We start from the raw sequence: 16,246 nt of genomic DNA, 5'->3' as shown, positions 1-16,246 counted from the left end.
TATGGAATCATTGAAAATGATAAATCATGCCCGAGAAGCCAACTTTGACGGGCTGGTGGGGCCCACCCACAACTATGCCGGGTTGTCCTGGGGCAACGTGGCATCGAAATCCAACGTCAGTGCGGTGTCTAATCCCAAAGAAGCGGCCCTGCAGGGGCTGGCGAAAATGAAGCAGCTTGCTGACCGGGGCTATGTGCAAGGCGTGTTGCCGCCCCACGAACGCCCGCACTTGCCGACCTTGCGTGCTTTGGGCTTTAGCGGCAACGACGCAGACGTTCTGGCGCAGGTGCTAAAAAAGTCTCCGGAATTGTTGGCGGCGGTGTCTTCCGCTGCGGCCATGTGGACAGCGAATGCAGCCACGGTTTCGCCCAGCGCCGACACCCGCGGCCGGCGGGTGCATTTCACCCCGGCCAACCTGGGTGCCAAGTTCCATCGCTCCATTGAGCACGTGGTCACCGGCCGTGCTTTAAAGTCCATATTCAGCGACCAAAGCCATTTTACCCACCACCCGGCGCTGCCAGCGGTGAGTCATTTTGGTGATGAAGGCGCGGCCAACCACACCCGTCTTTGCAGCGATTACGGTGCTCCCGGGGTGGAGTTGTTCGTGTATGGCCAGCGTGCGTTAAATGATAAGGCGAAGGCGCCCAAGCGCTTCCCTGCGCGGCAGACCTTTGAGGCGTCACACGCCATTGCCCGGCTGCACAATTTGCGCGATGAAGGCGTGGTATTTGCCCAGCAGAACCCGGCGGCGATTGACGCCGGTGTGTTCCACAACGACGTGATTGCGGTCGGTAATGGCAACACCTTATTTTATCACGAGATGGCGTTTCTGAATGAAAACTCCACGCTCAACGAAATTCGCGAGCGCCTGACCGGATGTGAGCTGCAAGCGGTGCGGGTGAGCGACAGTGAAGTGCCTCTGGCCGATGCAGTTTCGTCTTACCTGTTTAACAGCCAACTCCTCAACACCGACAACGGCATGCTGCTGGCGGTGCCGGGCGAGTGCCGCGAAGTGGCTAGCGTGAGCCAGTATCTGGACAAACTGGTGGCCAGCGGCGGACCGATTACCGCGGTGGAAGTGTTTGATGTAAAGCAGTCTATGCGTAACGGCGGAGGGCCGGCTTGCCTGCGCTTGCGGATAGTACTGAATGATGAAGAGCGGGCGGCCATGCACCGGGGCGTAATTCTAACGGATGTTTTATACGAGCGTTTGACTCACTGGGTAGCAGCCCATTATCGTGACAGGCTCAGCCAACAGGATCTGGCCGATCCCATGTTGCTGCAGGAAGTACAAAAAGCGCTGGACGAACTTACCGGCATTCTGAGCCTGGGGTCGATTTACGATTTTCAACGGGGATAAAAAACACCCATGGTGCGACCTTATTTGCGTATGGCGTTGCTGATGGTTGCGGCTTTAACGGCTGCGGCGTGTTCAAAATCAACGGGTGAGACTGTCACTACAACAACAGCTTCAGGCCCGGCAGTTGTGCATGTGCGCACCGCGGCGGTTGAAGGCGGCGATGCTCGCGCGGTATCTCTGCGCTTTGCCGGCATAGTGCGTGCCAGCCAGCGCGCAACGTTAACCTTTCAGCTCAGCGGAACCCTTACCGAGCGTAAAGTGGAATTGGGCCAAACCGTAGAGGCCGGCGATGTGCTGGCGCGTATTTACAGTCCCGCCCTGGTGCCCGCGCGGGATTCTGCCAGCGCTCGCCTGGATGAATTGGCCACCAACTATCAACAGTCACAACGCGAATGGCAGCGCGCTAGCAGCCTGCGCGAGCGCGGTGTGGTGTCGGAACAGGCGCTGGAACAGATTGCCTCAAGGCCAGTGTTGCCACCGCCCAGGCCGGTGCCATTCGTGGCGAGCTGCAACCGCTGCTGGTGAACCTTCCGGCTAACACCCTTAATGCAGGTATGCCGGTAGAAGTGGGCATAACCCCGCAAACCACCGCGGCCTTAACCGTGCCGCTGCTGGCGGTGATACGTAACGTAAACGCCGCTGCCAGTTCCGGTGACACCGTAATTGAAGCGGCGCAAGCTGTGCGCACTCAGCCTGTAGAAGGATAGCAACGCCTTGACCACCCGCCGCCTGCTGAGTTTTCAACGCCTGCTGGGCATGGTTGTTACCATGCTGTGCCTTTTGGGCATTGCCGCTTACAGCACCATGCCGCGCCAGGAGGACCCATCGTTCCCCTATCGAGCGGGCCTTGTGTCGGTGGTTTATCCCGGTGCCAGCGCCGCGGATATAGAGCGCCTGGTGCTGCAACCGCTGACCGACGAATTGCGGCAAGTGGAGGAACTGGATTACAGCCAGGGCATTGCTCGCACCGGCGTAGCGCTGCTGAGCTTGCGCCTGAAAGACACGATATATGAAACCGATCCGGCTTGGGACCGTGTGCGCCGGGCGATGGACCGGGCACGCCGGGATTTTCCTGACGATGTTGGATTGATGGCGCTAGACGACCGTTTGATTGACATTCCGGCGATTGTGCTAGCAGTGGCGGGGTCGCCCTCTGTTACCGAGCTGACCGCAGTGGCCGAGAGGCTAAAACAGAACCTGGGTGATATCAGCGGCTTGTCCCGGGTTGAGCTAGACGGCGACAGCGATGAACAGATTACCCTGGCGCTGGAAGACGACCCTATTCCGCTGGTGTTGCGTTCCCGCGAGGGCACGGCCATTTCCCTGGAACGATTGCTGTCGGTGAACATCTACAACCGCCAGGGTGACGCCATACCGCTGGCGGCGCTGGCCTCGGTAGACACCCGTTGGGAAGCGGCGGTGATGTATTCCCGCAATGGTGTACCAATCAATACAGTAGCGGCGAACCTGGTCACCGGGTTCAGCTTTAGCCAGGCTTTGGACGGCATGAATCGTGCGCTGGAATCCGACCCTTTGCCGCCGGGTACGCGGCTGGAGCTGGGCGGTGATGCCAAAGGTTCGGGCGACGCTAACAGCGCGCTGCTAAAGGCTGCGCCCATCGGTATTCTGCTGTTGTTATTCTTTCTGCTGTTGCAGTTTAATTCCTTCCGCCGGGTGGGGATTATTCTGCTGACCGTGCCGTTGGCCACCGTGGGTATATTCCCGGGGCTGGTGCTGAGCGGTTCGCCTTTTGGTTTTCAGTCATTGTTGGGGGTGATTGCTCTGGTGGGTATTGTGGTGAATAACGCCATTGTGCTGCTGGACGTGATGGATAGGGAACTGGATAACGGCCACGACATTTTTAACGCCGTGCGCAAGGCCGTAGAACAACGCACCCGGCCCATTCTGTTGACCACCGCTACCACGGTGGCGGGTTTACTGCCGCTGGCGTTCAGCAGCTCTACGCTATGGCCACCCATGGCCTGGGCCATTATCTCCGGCTTGCTGGCGTCTACCGTGCTGACCCTGCTGATGATTCCTGCGGTCTGCTCGCTGCTGATCAAAGTGCCGGTAGCCGAACCGGACAACTCACCGGCCTGATTCGTTTTCCGGCTGGCTGTTTGAATTTATGGAACGTTCAAACAGCCAGTCGGGACACCAGCAATCCCACACGCTGGCCAACGGGCACATCGCGGTTTGGAAACACAATGGCTTCGGGCTTCCCGCCTACGCAGTAGCGTTGATTGCTGTCTTCCCAAATGACAGTGCCCGGGGCGTATTCGGTGAAGTTTGCCACGTCATCCGGCACGTGAAACTGAAAACCCTCTCCGCTGTTCAGGATTTCGTGAACCACCTGAAATACAGCCAGCTCTTGTAGGCCGCCTGCTGTGGCTGCAGAAGCTGGCGCTGGTAATCCGGCCAGGCGCCGTTCCAGTGCGTTATAAAACCCTTGAAAACGGCTCAGATCGTTCTGGCCGAAGGGTTTTACCTGGCCCAGCTCTACCGTGAAGCTTTGGGCGTTCAGAGCGGATGACGAAAATGAAGCAAAGGTGGTGCCCGCTTTGTGTTGCAGCAACAGGGCATGCACATCCGCTTCCAGTAAAAAGGCGCACTGCTCATTAGGTACCTGGCGGCCGGCCACAAACGCATAGAGTGCGAACTTCTCCCGTTGAGAAGAACGTATGGCGGTGTGCAGATCGTAGTGGCTCAACGCCAGGCCCCGTGCCTGCGTTTGCTCGGCGAATGTCTGGCACAGCTGTTCCAGCTGCAGCGCGCGCTCGGCTTCTGGTGTTTGACGGACTTCGTCACGCCGGTGTGCGCCGCTGAACAGTCGGTTCAGGTTGGCGTCAATAAAGCGCTTGCCCGTTACCATGGCCTGCGGGTTGCCGAGTATCAGCAAGGCGGGGCAGGCAGGCTGTAAGGCGCCACTAAGCAGTTCGTTAACCAGCTGGTTCAGCACTTCGATGGGCGCGGTTTCATTGCCGTGAACACCGGCAGAAATCATCATCGCGTCTTGATGGGTGTTTTGGCGGCCTACTGGCGGGCTAACCTGTAAAATGCCGGTGCCCAGTTGCACCAGTTCTCCCCCGCCCAGCAACCCATGGCGGCATTGGGGAAGGGCTTTGCTGGCGTTTTCCAGAGTGTGGCTTAGCCAGTCTTGTTTGCTGTTAAAAAATGCGCTGCTGGCGGTCATTGGTTGCTCTTTAGCAGGAATTCCTCGTCAGGAGTTTACCGGGCGCTGATGCCGTAGCAGGTGGTTTTCCAGTTTGCGGAACACAAACACCAGTATAAAAGTCAGCATCAGGTAAATCAGCGCGACGAATATGAATGCGTCAAAGGGTGCGTAGGTGCGTGCGTATATATTGCGCGCGGCGCCGGTCAAATCCACCATGGTTACTACGCTTGCAATAGCGCTGGCGTGCAGCATAAAAATCACTTCGTTCGAGTAGGCCTGAACCGCACGGCGTGCCGCGTTGGGCAGAATGATGCGGCGCATACGCAGCATCCAGCTCATACCGTAGGCTTTGGCCGCTTCAATTTCACCCACCGGCGTGGCGATAATGGCACCGCGGATAATTTCGGTGGTGTAGGCCGCAGTATTAAGGGTGAATGCCAGCAGGGCCGGGTAAAAAGGCTCGCGGAAGATGAGCCACCAGAAGGTTTCCTGAATACCGGGAATCTGGGCAATGCCGTAGTAAATAATGTACAGCTGAATCAACAGCGGCGTGCCGCGAAACAGGTAGGTGAAGACCCAGATCGGGCCAGACACGAACGGATTGCGCACGGTGCGCAGAATCGCCAGCGGTAAGGCAATCACCAGGCCAATCAGCAACGACAAAAACACCAGGTGTACGGTGGTTACCAGGCCATTCCAGTATTCCAGAAGGGTCATGACGGTGAAGATATCGTTCTGGTTCAGCCACTGGCTGATGAGGTCTGGCATAAATCAGCTCCTTTGCACCACGCCAACATTGGCGCGAATGTCCAGCCACTTGATGAACAGCTCGGAAACCGCTGTCAGCGACAGATAAACAAAGGCCACGGGGATGAAAAAGTGGAACGGCATGCGCTCGGCTTTGGCGGCTTCTTCAGCCACTCTCACCATGTCGGTCAGGCCGATAATGGATACCAAAGCGGTGGTTTTCAGCAATACCTGCCAGTTGTTGCCAATGCCAGGCAGAGCATGGCGCAGCATTTGCGGAAATATAATACGTCGAAAGGTATGCCAGCGTGAAAATCCATAAGCCCGGGCAGCTTCTATCTGGCCAGTGTCTACAGCTAGAAATGCACCGCGGAAGGTTTCGGTCATGTAGGCGCCAAAGATAAGACCGATGGTGACCACGCCGGAAATAAAAGGGTCGAATTGAAAAAAGAAGTCGATTTCGTAGGCTTCCCACAACACATCAGACAGGCTGTTCACCGCCAGTTGACCGCCGTAATAGAACAGCATCATCATCACTATGTCTGGGACGCCGCGAATGCAGGTGGTGTAGGTGGTCGCTATGGCTCGCAATGGTCGGTTGTCCGACAGCTTGGCAGAGGCTCCAACCAGGCCTAGGATTAGCGATACGGCCAGCGACAAGAACGCCAGTTCCATGGTTACCATCGCGCCGGCAAGCAGTTCCGGGCCGTAACCCTTCAGATCAAGCATGAAATATTCCGGTAATCCGGGGTGGCCAGAGCGGCCACCCCGAAGGCATGATTAAACCTTGATGTCGTAAGCGAAGTATTTCTTCATGATGGCATCGTAAGTGCCGTTTTCCTTGAGGGTGTCCAGCGCTTTGTTGGCACGTTTGGCCAGGTCTGTGTCGCGCTTGCGCATGGCAACGCCAACGCCTTCACCCAGCTTCACTGACTCGCCAATTTCAATAAAACCGTCTTTGTTTTTGATGGTCTGTTCGCCCACCGGGTAGTCTACAAATACCACGTCAAGGCGCTGGCCTTCCAGATCCAGAACCATATCGCCGGCGGTGTTGTAACGCTTGATGTTTACAACGCCGGTCATGTTTTCAGTGACAAATGTATCCATGGTGGTGCCGCGCTGTACGCCTACAGACTTGTCTTTCATGGCGTCCATGTCGGTTACGTCGATATCAAACCCTTCCGCCGCAAACCAGCCGCCCGGTGTGTTGTAGTAAGGCTTGGAGAACAGTACGCGCTCGGCGCGCTCCGGGGTGACCGACATGGAAGACATGATGGCGTCAAACTTGCGCGCCAAAAGGCCAGGAATCATGCCGTCCCAGGCTTGGATGACAAACTCGCACTTGGCGTTCATTTCTTCGCACATGGCTGCAGCCAGCTCGACTTCAAAGCCGGTGAGTTCGCCGTTTTCATCTTTGTATTCGAACGGCTCGTAGGGCACGTCGAAAGCAATGCGGATGCTGTCTTCGGCTTGTACAGAACCCGTCAGCATGGCCAGCGCGCAGCTAGCGGCAATCAGAATTTTTTTCATGGGTGAACTCTCCAGTGGTTTGCCTTTAATGGCTTTTTTATCACTACGCCGCATACAGCACGAATTACAGAAAAATGGTACAAAAACACGATACAGAAAATGAAGTACGAAAAACACGATAACACCGGTTATCCGAACTTGGGAGCCAGAAATTGCTGCATCCGCTCAGATTCCGGGTTGTCGAATACCTTCGTCGGTGAACCCTGTTCTTCAATGACGCCCTGATGCAGGAACAGCACCTTGGTTGAAACGTCTTTGGCGAAGGCCATTTCGTGGGTAACCACAATCATAGTGCGGCCTTCTTCAGCCAAGCTCTGCATAACCCGCAACACTTCGCCCACCAGTTCCGGGTCTAGCGCCGAGGTAGGCTCGTCAAACAGCATGACGTCCGGCTCCATCGCCAGGGCTCGTGCAATCGCGGCTCTTTGTTGCTGGCCACCAGACATCTGCGCCGGGTAATAGTCTTTGCGCTCGTAAATGCCTACTTTGTGCAAATAGCCTTCCGCGCGCTCGATGGCTTCCTTTTTGGGTACCTTCAGCACGTGAATGGGCGCTTCAATAATGTTTTCCAGTACGGTCATGTGTGACCAAAGATTAAAACCCTGGAACACCATCGACAGTTTGGCGCGTATGAGTTCTACCTGATGGTTGTCGGCGGGAATGCGCTCGCCTTTGCGATTCTGCGCAAAGCGGATTGGGTCGCCTTGCACAATAATTTCGCCGGACGTTGGCGTTTCCAGCAGGTTAATACAGCGCAAAAAGGTGCTTTTGCCGGAACCTGAACTGCCAATCAGCGATACAACATCGCCTTTTTGAGTTTCCAGCGAAATGCCTTTTAGCACTTCAAGCTTGTCGAAGGTTTTGCAAATATCCCTACAGATCAAGGGCGCTTGGTCCGCCATCGGTGGCTCCTGAGGCTACACATCAAAGGCGTCTGTTTTACGGACTGTGCCAGTGTAAATCAACACTTTTTATACGGTCTGGTTTGCCTTAATGCAAACACTTTAAGGACACACTCTGGTTTCGCAATAACGCATTTTCGTGAGCATGCTATAATTTACGGCTGCGTGCCCTTTGAATGCTCGATAGTTTGCCAAACTGGCACTGTGTCCAGAGCGAGTTTGTTACCGAAAATACCGACCAGTCCGCGTGAGGGCTGGCACTACTGAAAAGGCAAATGCGCGTGTCACAATTACAATTGGCAATTTTATTGGGAATGACAGTGGCGCTCGGGCCCCTAGCCTTAGATGCTTACCTGCCTGCGTTCCCGCAGATTGCCACGGATTTGAACGTTGACCACACTGATGTCGGGCTTACCCTGAGCGTTTATGTAGGGGCTTTGGGTCTTTCGCAATTGGTGGGTGGACCGTTGTCTGACCGCTACGGTCGACAGATTATTTTGCTCGGCGGCCTGTTTGTGTTCGCCGTTGCCGCAGCCATGGTTGCACAAGCGAGCAGCCTGAACGAAATGCTGGGCTGGCGACTGGTGCAGGGCATGGGGGGCGCCTTTTGCGCGGTGTCTGTGCCGGCTATTGTGCGCGACCAGTTTCACGGCAAAGATGCAGCTCGGCTGTTTGGTCTGATTGGCCTGGTTATGTTTATAGCTCCGGCAGCGGCGCCCACTCTCGGGGTAATTTTGTTGGCAGTGGCCGACTGGCCGGCGATATTCCTGATGCTGACGGGTTACGCGGTGTTTCTAGCCGTTGTACTGAAGCTGCGCCTGTTTCGCCAGCTGCCTGCCAAAGAGCGGGTCAAAACTCCGGTATCCACTCTGGTTACAAATTACAGTCTGGTTCTGAGGCATTGGGTGACCATGCGTTTTGTTGCCATACAAGCGCTGTGTTTCAGCGCTATGATGGTGTTTATCACTCACGCATCCTTTATCTATCAGGAATGGTTTGGCCTCTCCAATACCCTGTTTTCTGCGCTGTTTGCCGCCAATATTGTGTTAATGGCCAGCCTGAACATATTTAACCGTTATTTGCTAAGGTATTTCGAGGCGGTATCGATTTTGCGGGTATCGGTATTGTTGCAGTTCATCGCGTTGCTGGTATTAGTTGCGCTGGCTTGGGTTGGGGCTCCCTGGTGGGTCATTGCCGGCTGCATTGTGACGGCCGTGGGCTTTATGGGTTCCATCATTCCCAATAATATGGCGAATGCTCTGGAATTTTTTCCGCACCTGGGAGGCACGGCTGCGGCGATGCTGGGCGCTACTCAATTCACCCTGGCCGGCGCCATCAGTGCGTTTTCTACCACGGTGGTGGAAGAGTCTGTGTTGAACGTAGTGATTGTGATGGCGGTGTGCTCAATGCTGGCGGCCATACTGGCATTCGGTGCGCCGCGGGCGGTTCGCCGCGAGGTTGCAAAAAACGAAGCTGTTGCCGGTGCCGCTGTGTTACCCGAACCCTCAACCCCAAGCTAACGGCAGCTTGTTGAGTTGTTTGCTCAAACTCAGTGTAGGTCCTCTGAGGATGCGCTGATTGATGCCGGTCAAGAACACTGCAAGGTACTATCAAGAAGGCAGAAACCGGAATACGGTTTTGCCTTCACAGGAAGACTTCCCTGAGAGACAGCGTATTGTTAGTGATGCGTTCGGCCCCGGTGGCTGTAATGCGGACCGTTTCGCTGAAACCGACGCCAAACTCGCCCGGCTTGCGCAGGCAGATTGGCAGATGAAACACCATGTCTTGCTCCAGAATTGCCGGGTTGTCTGTGGTAATAAACATGGAGCCGGCGACCCAGGATGGCGGAAATGACGCACCGACCGGGTAGCCAAACACGCCGGAGAAAAACGCGCGGTCGACGATTGGCGCTAGCGCGAGTTCGCCTGCACGGGCTGCCGAGGCGAAGCTTGCCCCGGCGCGCGCGGCTGACATCACTGCTGCCAGAACTTCAAGACAGACCGCATGAAATTCACGAATTTCGGCGGAAGCTTCGCCAACGACGGCGGTACGCATCATAGGCGCGGTGTAGCGTTTGCGAACCGCACCGAATTCAGTGAACACCACATCTCCGCGTGCAACTTCATAACCCGCATGATTGGTATGAATGATGCCGCTGCGCGCGCCAGTCGTCACAATTGGTTGCATGCTCATGAATTCGCTGCCCGCCCCCAGCATGGAGCTGGCACCAGCCCGGGCAATTTCATGGTCGACCACGCCCGCTTTTGTCACGGCTGTTGCTGCGTTTAGACCGGCGTTGGTAATGGCGGCGCTTTCAGCAAGATAAGCCAGTTCGGCGGATGACTTAACCAGTCGAACACGGTCGATCAGTGCGCCGAAATCGATAAATGTGGCGGCGTCTAACGTGTTCTTGAGCGCCGAAAGCAGTCCCGGCCGAAAAGAGCCCGCCCAGGGGTTAAAGCCGATTCGCGGCGCTGTGCTTCCCGCCGTGCGGCGCACCTGAACAGCCAGATCGCTTGCCACTGTTTCGGGCGCCTGCCATGGATAGCCGATAACGTCGTCCACCCGGCTCAGATACACGGCAGGACCCATCTCAATGGCCGGCACGAACAGCACGGTTCTATCAAACGTGACTAGCAGCACGCACTGGACCGAGACCTCGAAGGTCGTGTATCCGGTCAGATAACACAGTTCGCTGGCTTCGGTCAGTAGTAACAGGTCAAGTTCGGCTTCGGCCATTCTCTGACGAACAGAGGCGAGCCTTGCCTCGTATTCGTCCGGCTTGAACGCCAGTACGGGCTCGGGGAAGTGGCTTTGCAGTTTTTCGCGGTAGGTAAGGTAATCCATAAGATGATCGCTCGCCGTTGCGGAAGCAGGCCCTCATTAGTCGTTCATTCATGTCCAGTTTGCAAGAAAAAAGGGTTTGGATTGCTATGGCAATTAATCCGACTCAGTAACAGGCTCATCGTAATAACCCATATGCCGCGCAACAACCGGAGGGTGTTATGATTAGACCGTTCAACCAGAAAAAACCAATGGAGAAATAGCGATGGCGAAAAAGAAAGCACAGCCGACAAAACACAGCGCGGTTCAGCGCGAACTCAGAACCCCGAAGTACCAGATGCGGGTAGTGGAGAACAAAAGTAAATACCGCCGCAGCCGTGACAAAACCACAAGGATGGAGGATTTTCGCAAGGCGGCCTGACCGGCTGTTTTACGAAAGTCCTCCGTTTCAACGTCCTTCGTTTCAGAGGCGGGACAGATCCATTTTCTGACCTGCCTTTGATTAGCAGAGTAACGCCTTACGGGAATTGATGGGTGCAGATATTCTGGCTTAAACGCAACCTGAGGCTTCAGGACTCAGAGCCTTTTTTTGAAAGCATGCGAGCCTTCCGCAACAAGGGAAAAGTGCTCCCTCTTTACTGTCATGAGCCTGAGCTGATTCAGCAGCCAGACGTTTCAAGGCAGCATCAGTTATTCATTCAGGAAACTCTTGAAGAGCTTGATCGCGATATTCAGTCGATCCCGCCTTATTTTGCCTGCTCCGTGTCGTCCAAGCTTCGTGACCCTATTGGCACCGACCTAGCCGAGCGATTTGCGCCCCTGCCGTTTCCGTCTTGTGATCCGAAGGGAATACCAAAAGCCGTGGCATCATCGGACTGGCAAAGAACATCACCGTTTCCTGTGTGGCTGGCAAGTGGTACGCCAGCATTCAGACCGGGCGCGAAGTTGGGCAGCCAATACATCCATCAACGTCGATAGTCGGCCTCGATGCGGGTATCACGCTATTCGCGACGCTCTCTGACGGCACGATGTTCGAGCCGGTCAATGCGCTGCGTACCCGCGCTGCGAAGATGGCAAAGTATCAGCGACGCATGAGCCGCAAGGTCAAATTCAGCCGCAATTGGAAAAGGCGAAGGCCCGTATCACCAAGTTGCATCAACGGGTTGCTCATACCCGCAATGACTTTCTCCACAAGACCTCGAACATCATCAGCAAAAACCACGCGATGGTCGTAATCGAAGATCTGAAAGTCACGAATATGAGCAAGTCAGCAAGCGGCACACTTGAGGCACCAGGACGAAGCGTAAAAGCCAAATCCGGCCTTAATAAGTCGATTCTCGATCAGGGCTGGGGCGAGTTCCGCCGCCAGTTGGAATACAAGCAGGCGTGGCTGGGCGGTGAAGTGTTTGCCGTCAACCCTCGTAACACCAGCCGGACGTGTCCGGCCTGCGGTCATATTTCCGCAGAGAATCGCAAGACTCAATCGCAATTCGACTGTGTTGAATGTGGGTATGCTGAAAATGCAGACCTCAACGCCGCAATCAATATTCTAAGGGCAGGTCATGCCCGGTTAGCCTGTGAAGTGAACGGTGCGGTAATGCCGTCAGCAACAGGAACCCACCGAAGCGACTCAGGGATGGCTCAATGCCATGCCTGAGCGCAGCAGGAATCCCCGTCCTTCAGGGCGGGGAGGATGTCAAGATCTTTTTGCCTGGAATGCTGCTGCTGGTAGCGGTGTTGCCGCACTGGAATCGGTTTCGCCGCTGGGGTCGCGCGCGCGGTGATGAGTGGTGCCAATGCAGCCGTGGTGGGCATTTTGGGCGCGGCGCTTTATCAGCCGGTGTGGACCAGCGCCATTCTGGGCCCCTACGAATTTGCTTTGGCACTGACCGGCTTTCTTCTTTTAAGCGTATGGAAATTACCGGCTTGGGCGGCGGTGGTGATCATCCTGGCAAGCGGCGGCATTCTCATCACCATTTGATCGCACATCTTCTAACACGCATCGTTTAATGCGAACCGCCAGCTGCGCCCGTTCTCCAAAGCTCTCCTTTTGCATGAAGAGGCTATCTGATGGCATTTTTTGGTAGGAAAAAACAAGAACTGCAGGCTGCTCTCGACAAGCTTGAGGTTGCCGAAAAGCGGATTATCGAGCTGGAGGCGGATTTCGAGGCCATTAAAGAATCCTCGGCCGTTCTGGTGCTTACCCCGGATGGCCTGATTGGCCGGGTAAGCGACGCATTCCTTGCGCTGCTCGGATACAAGGCTGAAGAGTTAACCGGGAAGCATCACCGTGTGCTATGCGAGAGCGCCTATACCCGTAGCGAAGAATACATCGTGTTCTGGCGAAGTCTGGTTATTGGCGTTGCACAGAATGGGCGCTTTCTGAATCTTGATGCAAGCGGGCAGGGTGTTTGGCTGAATGCGCGTTATCTGCCGGTAAGAATCAATAAAGGCATGGTCAGGCGCATTCTTGTGATGGTGGAGCCGGCTTAAAAATAGTTCGGTCTTGGTTTGGGCGACCCCCAGGATCCTGCTTATGTCGCAGCTGAGGTCTCAGAACGACTCATGTCGTACTGGGGCCAAAAGCAGATACAAAAGCCAAAGCTCCTCATCACACAAGGTGACCCGCTGGAAGAGCGGGGTATCTCTGCAATTACACCTCTGGTTGCTGCCAGATTTGGCTTGTCCCGCGGTCTTGTTTGTCTGGACGAGGGGATTGCTGAGTACCATTCGCCCAATGCTGATCGAGACAATGTGATTCTGGAGCTTAAATATTCCCAGCTAGTTGATCCAGATGACATGGTGCCGTGACGCCAGCGACTTAGCTGTTTGGGGCCGCCGGGTTCTTAATGCTGTGCAGGCTGGCTATCAAAGCGTCGCAAACCTGCTCCTGGCTCAGAGAATCTCCCCGGACCGTCAGGTCTGCATAGCGGGAATACAGGGCGGAGCGCTCCTCATAAAGCTCAAGAAGCGATTGGTCAGGCCTTTTTGAGATACCCCTCAAGCTATAGTCACCAATCCGCGCAAACACTGTATCCAGAGAGATATCGAGGAAGACAACGGTGCCTCCGGTCTTGAGGTGCCTCATGGCCGCATCGCTGTAGACGGCGCTGCCACCCGTGCTGATGACGTGCTGTTGCACATTCAAGTTCAACAGCATCTGTTCCTCTGCTTTCCGCAAGGCAACGTATCCATCCTGGTCAACGATGTTCTGAAGCGTACGGCCGGTTTCTTGCTGTATCAATAAATCGGTGTCGATAAAGCCCAGTCCGAGTCTCTTGGCAACCAGCACACCCACCGTGCTTTTACCGCTGCCGGGCATACCAACAAAAATGAGGTTATGGGACTCTGCTAGCATGTCGTGCACCCTGATTTTGTATATCGCTCAACCTTCAATCTTCAACACTTACCCTTCTTGCCGGGCTTCCGCCCGTCGACAGGCAGCCGCGGTGAACAGTACACCGGCAGCAATGCCGATGGTAATCTGAGAAACAAGACTCAGCCGCATTAATGATCGGAAAACAGAGCTCAATCCAGAAAACATGAAAACCTCAGAGTGTAGTTTTTAAAAAATGGACAATCGCGTGCTCAATGTTGGCGCTTGATTATGCAGTGTTCTTTAGTACGCGTGGCTAATGCTAGGCACCTGGTGCAAGCTGCGGGAAATAAAATGGCTCTGCATGCTCGGGGATCTCCCATTTTAGAGGTGATCGGCTGCTGGTTTCGCTGAGCAGGCCTTCCTCTTTTAATTGCGCAAGCAATCGTCGAGCACTTCGTTCAGGCATCCCCGTTAGATCGATGGCATCAGCCCGTTCCAGAGATCCTGCCAGGAACGCATTGTAGAGCAATAGAGCTGTAACCGGTTTGTACTTCCCGGTCATTCCAGGAACGCGGCCATCGTTTCGAGCGTCGATATAGCCCCGTATTCTGGTAAGCAATCCATCCAAGGCAAGCATGTCCGACATGTAGTTCACCTGATCCAGCGCGGTTTCCAGCATAAACTTGCAGAACAGTGTTAAGCGCTCCTGACTCAAAGGGCCGCGACCATCATTCGTGCCCTGCATTGGATAGTCTGCCTGTGCCAGAGCTGCTTTGTAGTCTGAAGATTGGCGAGCCAGGCCTCGGCTGAGGCTCCAGATACCGTAGCTCTCCAAACCTTCCGCCCGAAAGAGGGCATCGGTCCATAACCGAACGACTCGACCATTCCCATCCATAAACGGATGAATCCATAAAAATCGGTGGTGAGCACAAGCAAGGCCGATCAGCCGGCTGTTGCCTGGATAGCGGGCAGATCGGTATTCATCACAAAACCCCTCCATCAAACTCGCCAGACCTTTGGCATCAGGAGGAACATGCCGCCCGACTTTCACATTCTGTTGCCGCCATTGTCCCGGCTCAACCATTGCAACGATTTCGTTTTCATCGCGTAGCTGTCGCAAGGACTCTGGAAGCCCCTCATAAAACCGACGGTGAAGCGTGAGAATAAACGCCGTAGAACAAACTGTTTTCAGTGTCAGTTCCTGGCCTTCAATCCATTTCTGAACCCTAATGTGCGCGACCGACTCTATTTGATGATCACGTTTAACCGGATCGTCGCTGTAGTGCCCGCGCTGAGCCGCCCGAATCTCATGGGGAAGGGTTCGGTTTCCTTCGATAAGGTTGGAGTAATAAGAATTGATGACGGCCATGTGGCAACGGATTGTATCGGCACTTTGGGTCGGTATCATCCCCGTCAGCTTTGCTGCTTGGCGATCCAATTGAGTCACCAGGTCAAAAATTCCATGCTGTTGAAGCGCGGATTCTTGGGGGGTAAAGGGAGTGATGGCAAGTTTCGATGTCATGGTTTGGCCGGTTTTATAACCACTGTATTTATAAGATAAGTACTGCTATCTGTTTATTGTAGATCATTTTTATTATTTTTTCTTGGCATGATGCGAAGTGATTTTGGCCGGATAATTGGCCGGTTTATTATGAAGTTTTCGTTATTCAGTAAGGCGAACTTCTGTGCTGTGGTGAAGATGATTCCGGCGAATTCACGTTCAGCCAGCAGCTGGCGCAATTTGTCCCGGTCGTCTGCCTGCACGGGTTCCTGTTTAACGAAGTCCACCAGAAACGCCTGATCGTGCCAGCATATCAAGTTGCTTGATACCCACTTCAGCCAACTGCTGTTCGTCATAGCCCTGCAACAGGCTCCATGAACGGGCGTAATCACTGATTACCCGGGCAACGGCTTCGCCTTCGGTGGAAACCAAGCCTTGATTAGTCAGGGTGCGGCTTAGCAGATTAACGGCCTGCTCGAACTCTATGCCGCGCTCGGTGAGCCGGCGCTGGTTCAGGGTGTAGCCTTGAACCAGGTGATCTTTCAGTACCTGCGTGGCCCACTGCCGGAACTGAGTAGCGCGCTTTGAGCTGACTCTGTAGCCAACGGATATTATGGCATCCAGGTTGTAGTGTGTGATGCTCCGGCGAACCTGTCGCTTGCCTTCCTGCCGAACTACCGAGAAATCCTCGGTAGTTGGAACTTCCTTCAGTTCACCCTCTTGATAGATGTTCTTCAGGTGCAAACCGACGTTATCCGTTGAGGTGTCGAACAATGCAGCCATCTGACTTTGATGAAGCCAAACCGTCTCCTGTTCCAGCGCCACTTCAAGCTGGGCTTGGCCATCGTTTGAGGTAAAAATCCGTATTTGTTGTTCAGTCATGACATCTCCTTGTCGTTTTACTCAAATAACACAGTATAGCGTGTAC

Annotated in this window: 19 protein-coding genes and 2 pseudogenes; 11 read left to right on the top strand and 10 right to left on the bottom strand. The window is 54.8% G+C overall.

Going from position 1 to position 16,246, the window contains the following annotated elements:
- Nucleotides 1-16: 16 nt before the first annotated feature.
- From astB to A3OI_RS21115, 4 genes are all read left to right on the top strand, one after another.
- Nucleotides 17-1,360: an N-succinylarginine dihydrolase gene (astB, locus tag A3OI_RS0109715; protein ID WP_018404087.1), complete on the top strand. Its 1,344-nt coding sequence runs from the start codon at nt 17-19 to the stop codon at nt 1,358-1,360.
- A 126-nt stretch (nt 1,361-1,486) separates the two neighbouring features.
- Nucleotides 1,487-1,885 carry an efflux RND transporter periplasmic adaptor subunit gene (locus tag A3OI_RS19795; RefSeq protein WP_228702940.1) on the top strand — a complete coding sequence of 133 codons (399 nt, stop codon included), beginning with the start codon at nt 1,487-1,489 and terminating at the stop codon, nt 1,883-1,885.
- On the top strand, nt 1,882-2,067 hold the full coding sequence (locus A3OI_RS23810; protein WP_026224116.1) for a hypothetical protein: 186 nt from the start codon (nt 1,882-1,884) through the stop codon (nt 2,065-2,067). The genes A3OI_RS19795 and A3OI_RS23810 overlap by 4 nt, the downstream gene beginning before the upstream one ends.
- Nucleotides 2,068-2,074: 7 nt before the next feature.
- Nucleotides 2,075-3,460: an efflux RND transporter permease subunit gene (locus A3OI_RS21115; protein ID WP_018404086.1), complete on the top strand. Its 1,386-nt coding sequence runs from the start codon at nt 2,075-2,077 to the stop codon at nt 3,458-3,460.
- Between the two features lie 37 nt (nt 3,461-3,497).
- On the opposite strand, the gene astE is transcribed toward A3OI_RS21115, so the two are convergent.
- The 5 genes from astE to A3OI_RS0109675 all read right to left on the bottom strand — a co-directional run bounded on the left by astE (nt 3,498) and on the right by A3OI_RS0109675 (nt 7,714).
- A complete protein-coding gene (astE, locus tag A3OI_RS0109695) occupies nt 3,498-4,553 on the bottom strand; it encodes a succinylglutamate desuccinylase (RefSeq protein ID WP_018404085.1) in 1,056 nt (351 codons plus the stop codon).
- A 27-nt stretch (nt 4,554-4,580) separates the two neighbouring features.
- On the bottom strand, nt 4,581-5,303 hold the full coding sequence (locus tag A3OI_RS0109690) for an ABC transporter permease (RefSeq protein ID WP_018404084.1): 723 nt from the start codon (nt 5,301-5,303) through the stop codon (nt 4,581-4,583).
- 3 nt (nt 5,304-5,306) lie between these two features.
- Complete coding sequence (locus tag A3OI_RS0109685) at nt 5,307-6,011, bottom strand: ABC transporter permease (RefSeq protein WP_018404083.1); 705 nt, start codon at nt 6,009-6,011, stop codon at nt 5,307-5,309.
- 51 nt (nt 6,012-6,062) lie between these two features.
- The gene (locus A3OI_RS0109680; RefSeq protein ID WP_018404082.1) at nt 6,063-6,812 is read right to left on the bottom strand and encodes a transporter substrate-binding domain-containing protein; all 750 of its coding nucleotides are present in this window, start codon (nt 6,810-6,812) and stop codon (nt 6,063-6,065) included.
- Between the two features lie 128 nt (nt 6,813-6,940).
- Nucleotides 6,941-7,714: an ABC transporter ATP-binding protein gene (locus A3OI_RS0109675; RefSeq protein ID WP_018404081.1), complete on the bottom strand. Its 774-nt coding sequence runs from the start codon at nt 7,712-7,714 to the stop codon at nt 6,941-6,943.
- A gap of 281 nt (nt 7,715-7,995) precedes the next feature.
- Here A3OI_RS0109675 and A3OI_RS0109670 point away from each other — a divergent pair, with 281 nt between their 5' ends.
- Nucleotides 7,996-9,234, top strand: a complete 1,239-nt coding sequence (locus A3OI_RS0109670; protein ID WP_040475005.1) for a multidrug effflux MFS transporter — start codon at nt 7,996-7,998, stop codon at nt 9,232-9,234.
- 124 nt (nt 9,235-9,358) lie between these two features.
- Here the strand turns inward: A3OI_RS0109670 and A3OI_RS0109665 are convergent, their stop codons facing one another.
- Entirely contained in the window at nt 9,359-10,561 is a 1,203-nt protein-coding gene (locus A3OI_RS0109665) for a M24 family metallopeptidase (protein ID WP_018404079.1), read from the bottom strand.
- Between the two features lie 202 nt (nt 10,562-10,763).
- Between A3OI_RS0109665 and A3OI_RS23155 the strand changes: the two genes are divergently transcribed.
- The 6 genes and pseudogenes from A3OI_RS23155 to A3OI_RS19780 all read left to right on the top strand — a co-directional run bounded on the left by A3OI_RS23155 (nt 10,764) and on the right by A3OI_RS19780 (nt 13,309).
- Nucleotides 10,764-10,919 carry a hypothetical protein gene (locus A3OI_RS23155; RefSeq protein ID WP_007349376.1) on the top strand — a complete coding sequence of 52 codons (156 nt, stop codon included), beginning with the start codon at nt 10,764-10,766 and terminating at the stop codon, nt 10,917-10,919.
- A 113-nt stretch (nt 10,920-11,032) separates the two neighbouring features.
- Nucleotides 11,033-11,224, top strand: a pseudogene (locus A3OI_RS24435) (deoxyribodipyrimidine photo-lyase); the annotation flags it as partial.
- A 128-nt stretch (nt 11,225-11,352) separates the two neighbouring features.
- A pseudogene (locus tag A3OI_RS19785) lies at nt 11,353-12,155 on the top strand (RNA-guided endonuclease InsQ/TnpB family protein); the annotation flags it as partial.
- Between the two features lie 126 nt (nt 12,156-12,281).
- Entirely contained in the window at nt 12,282-12,479 is a 198-nt protein-coding gene (locus A3OI_RS0109650) for a hypothetical protein (protein WP_018404078.1), read from the top strand.
- A gap of 89 nt (nt 12,480-12,568) precedes the next feature.
- Nucleotides 12,569-12,991, top strand: a complete 423-nt coding sequence (locus A3OI_RS0109645; protein WP_018404077.1) for a PAS domain-containing protein — start codon at nt 12,569-12,571, stop codon at nt 12,989-12,991.
- A 72-nt stretch (nt 12,992-13,063) separates the two neighbouring features.
- Entirely contained in the window at nt 13,064-13,309 is a 246-nt protein-coding gene (locus A3OI_RS19780; RefSeq protein ID WP_051078081.1) for a hypothetical protein, read from the top strand.
- A 10-nt stretch (nt 13,310-13,319) separates the two neighbouring features.
- Here A3OI_RS19780 and A3OI_RS0109635 read toward each other — a convergent pair whose 3' ends face one another.
- From A3OI_RS0109635 to A3OI_RS19775, 4 genes are all read right to left on the bottom strand, one after another.
- Nucleotides 13,320-13,856, bottom strand: a complete 537-nt coding sequence (locus tag A3OI_RS0109635; RefSeq protein ID WP_018404075.1) for a shikimate kinase — start codon at nt 13,854-13,856, stop codon at nt 13,320-13,322.
- A gap of 280 nt (nt 13,857-14,136) precedes the next feature.
- The gene (locus tag A3OI_RS0109630; protein ID WP_018404074.1) at nt 14,137-15,339 is read right to left on the bottom strand and encodes a Fic family protein; all 1,203 of its coding nucleotides are present in this window, start codon (nt 15,337-15,339) and stop codon (nt 14,137-14,139) included.
- A 53-nt stretch (nt 15,340-15,392) separates the two neighbouring features.
- Nucleotides 15,393-15,605, bottom strand: a complete 213-nt coding sequence (locus A3OI_RS22730; protein ID WP_018404073.1) for a hypothetical protein — start codon at nt 15,603-15,605, stop codon at nt 15,393-15,395.
- On the bottom strand, nt 15,592-16,200 hold the full coding sequence (locus tag A3OI_RS19775) for a virulence RhuM family protein (RefSeq protein WP_018404072.1): 609 nt from the start codon (nt 16,198-16,200) through the stop codon (nt 15,592-15,594). The genes A3OI_RS22730 and A3OI_RS19775 overlap by 14 nt, the downstream gene beginning before the upstream one ends.
- Between the last annotated feature and the right edge of the window lie 46 nt (nt 16,201-16,246).

The organism is Marinobacter gelidimuriae (assembly GCF_000372805.1).
GTDB classification, from domain to species: domain Bacteria; phylum Pseudomonadota; class Gammaproteobacteria; order Pseudomonadales; family Oleiphilaceae; genus Marinobacter; species Marinobacter gelidimuriae.
This window is presented reverse-complemented; position numbering and strand designations above follow the sequence as displayed.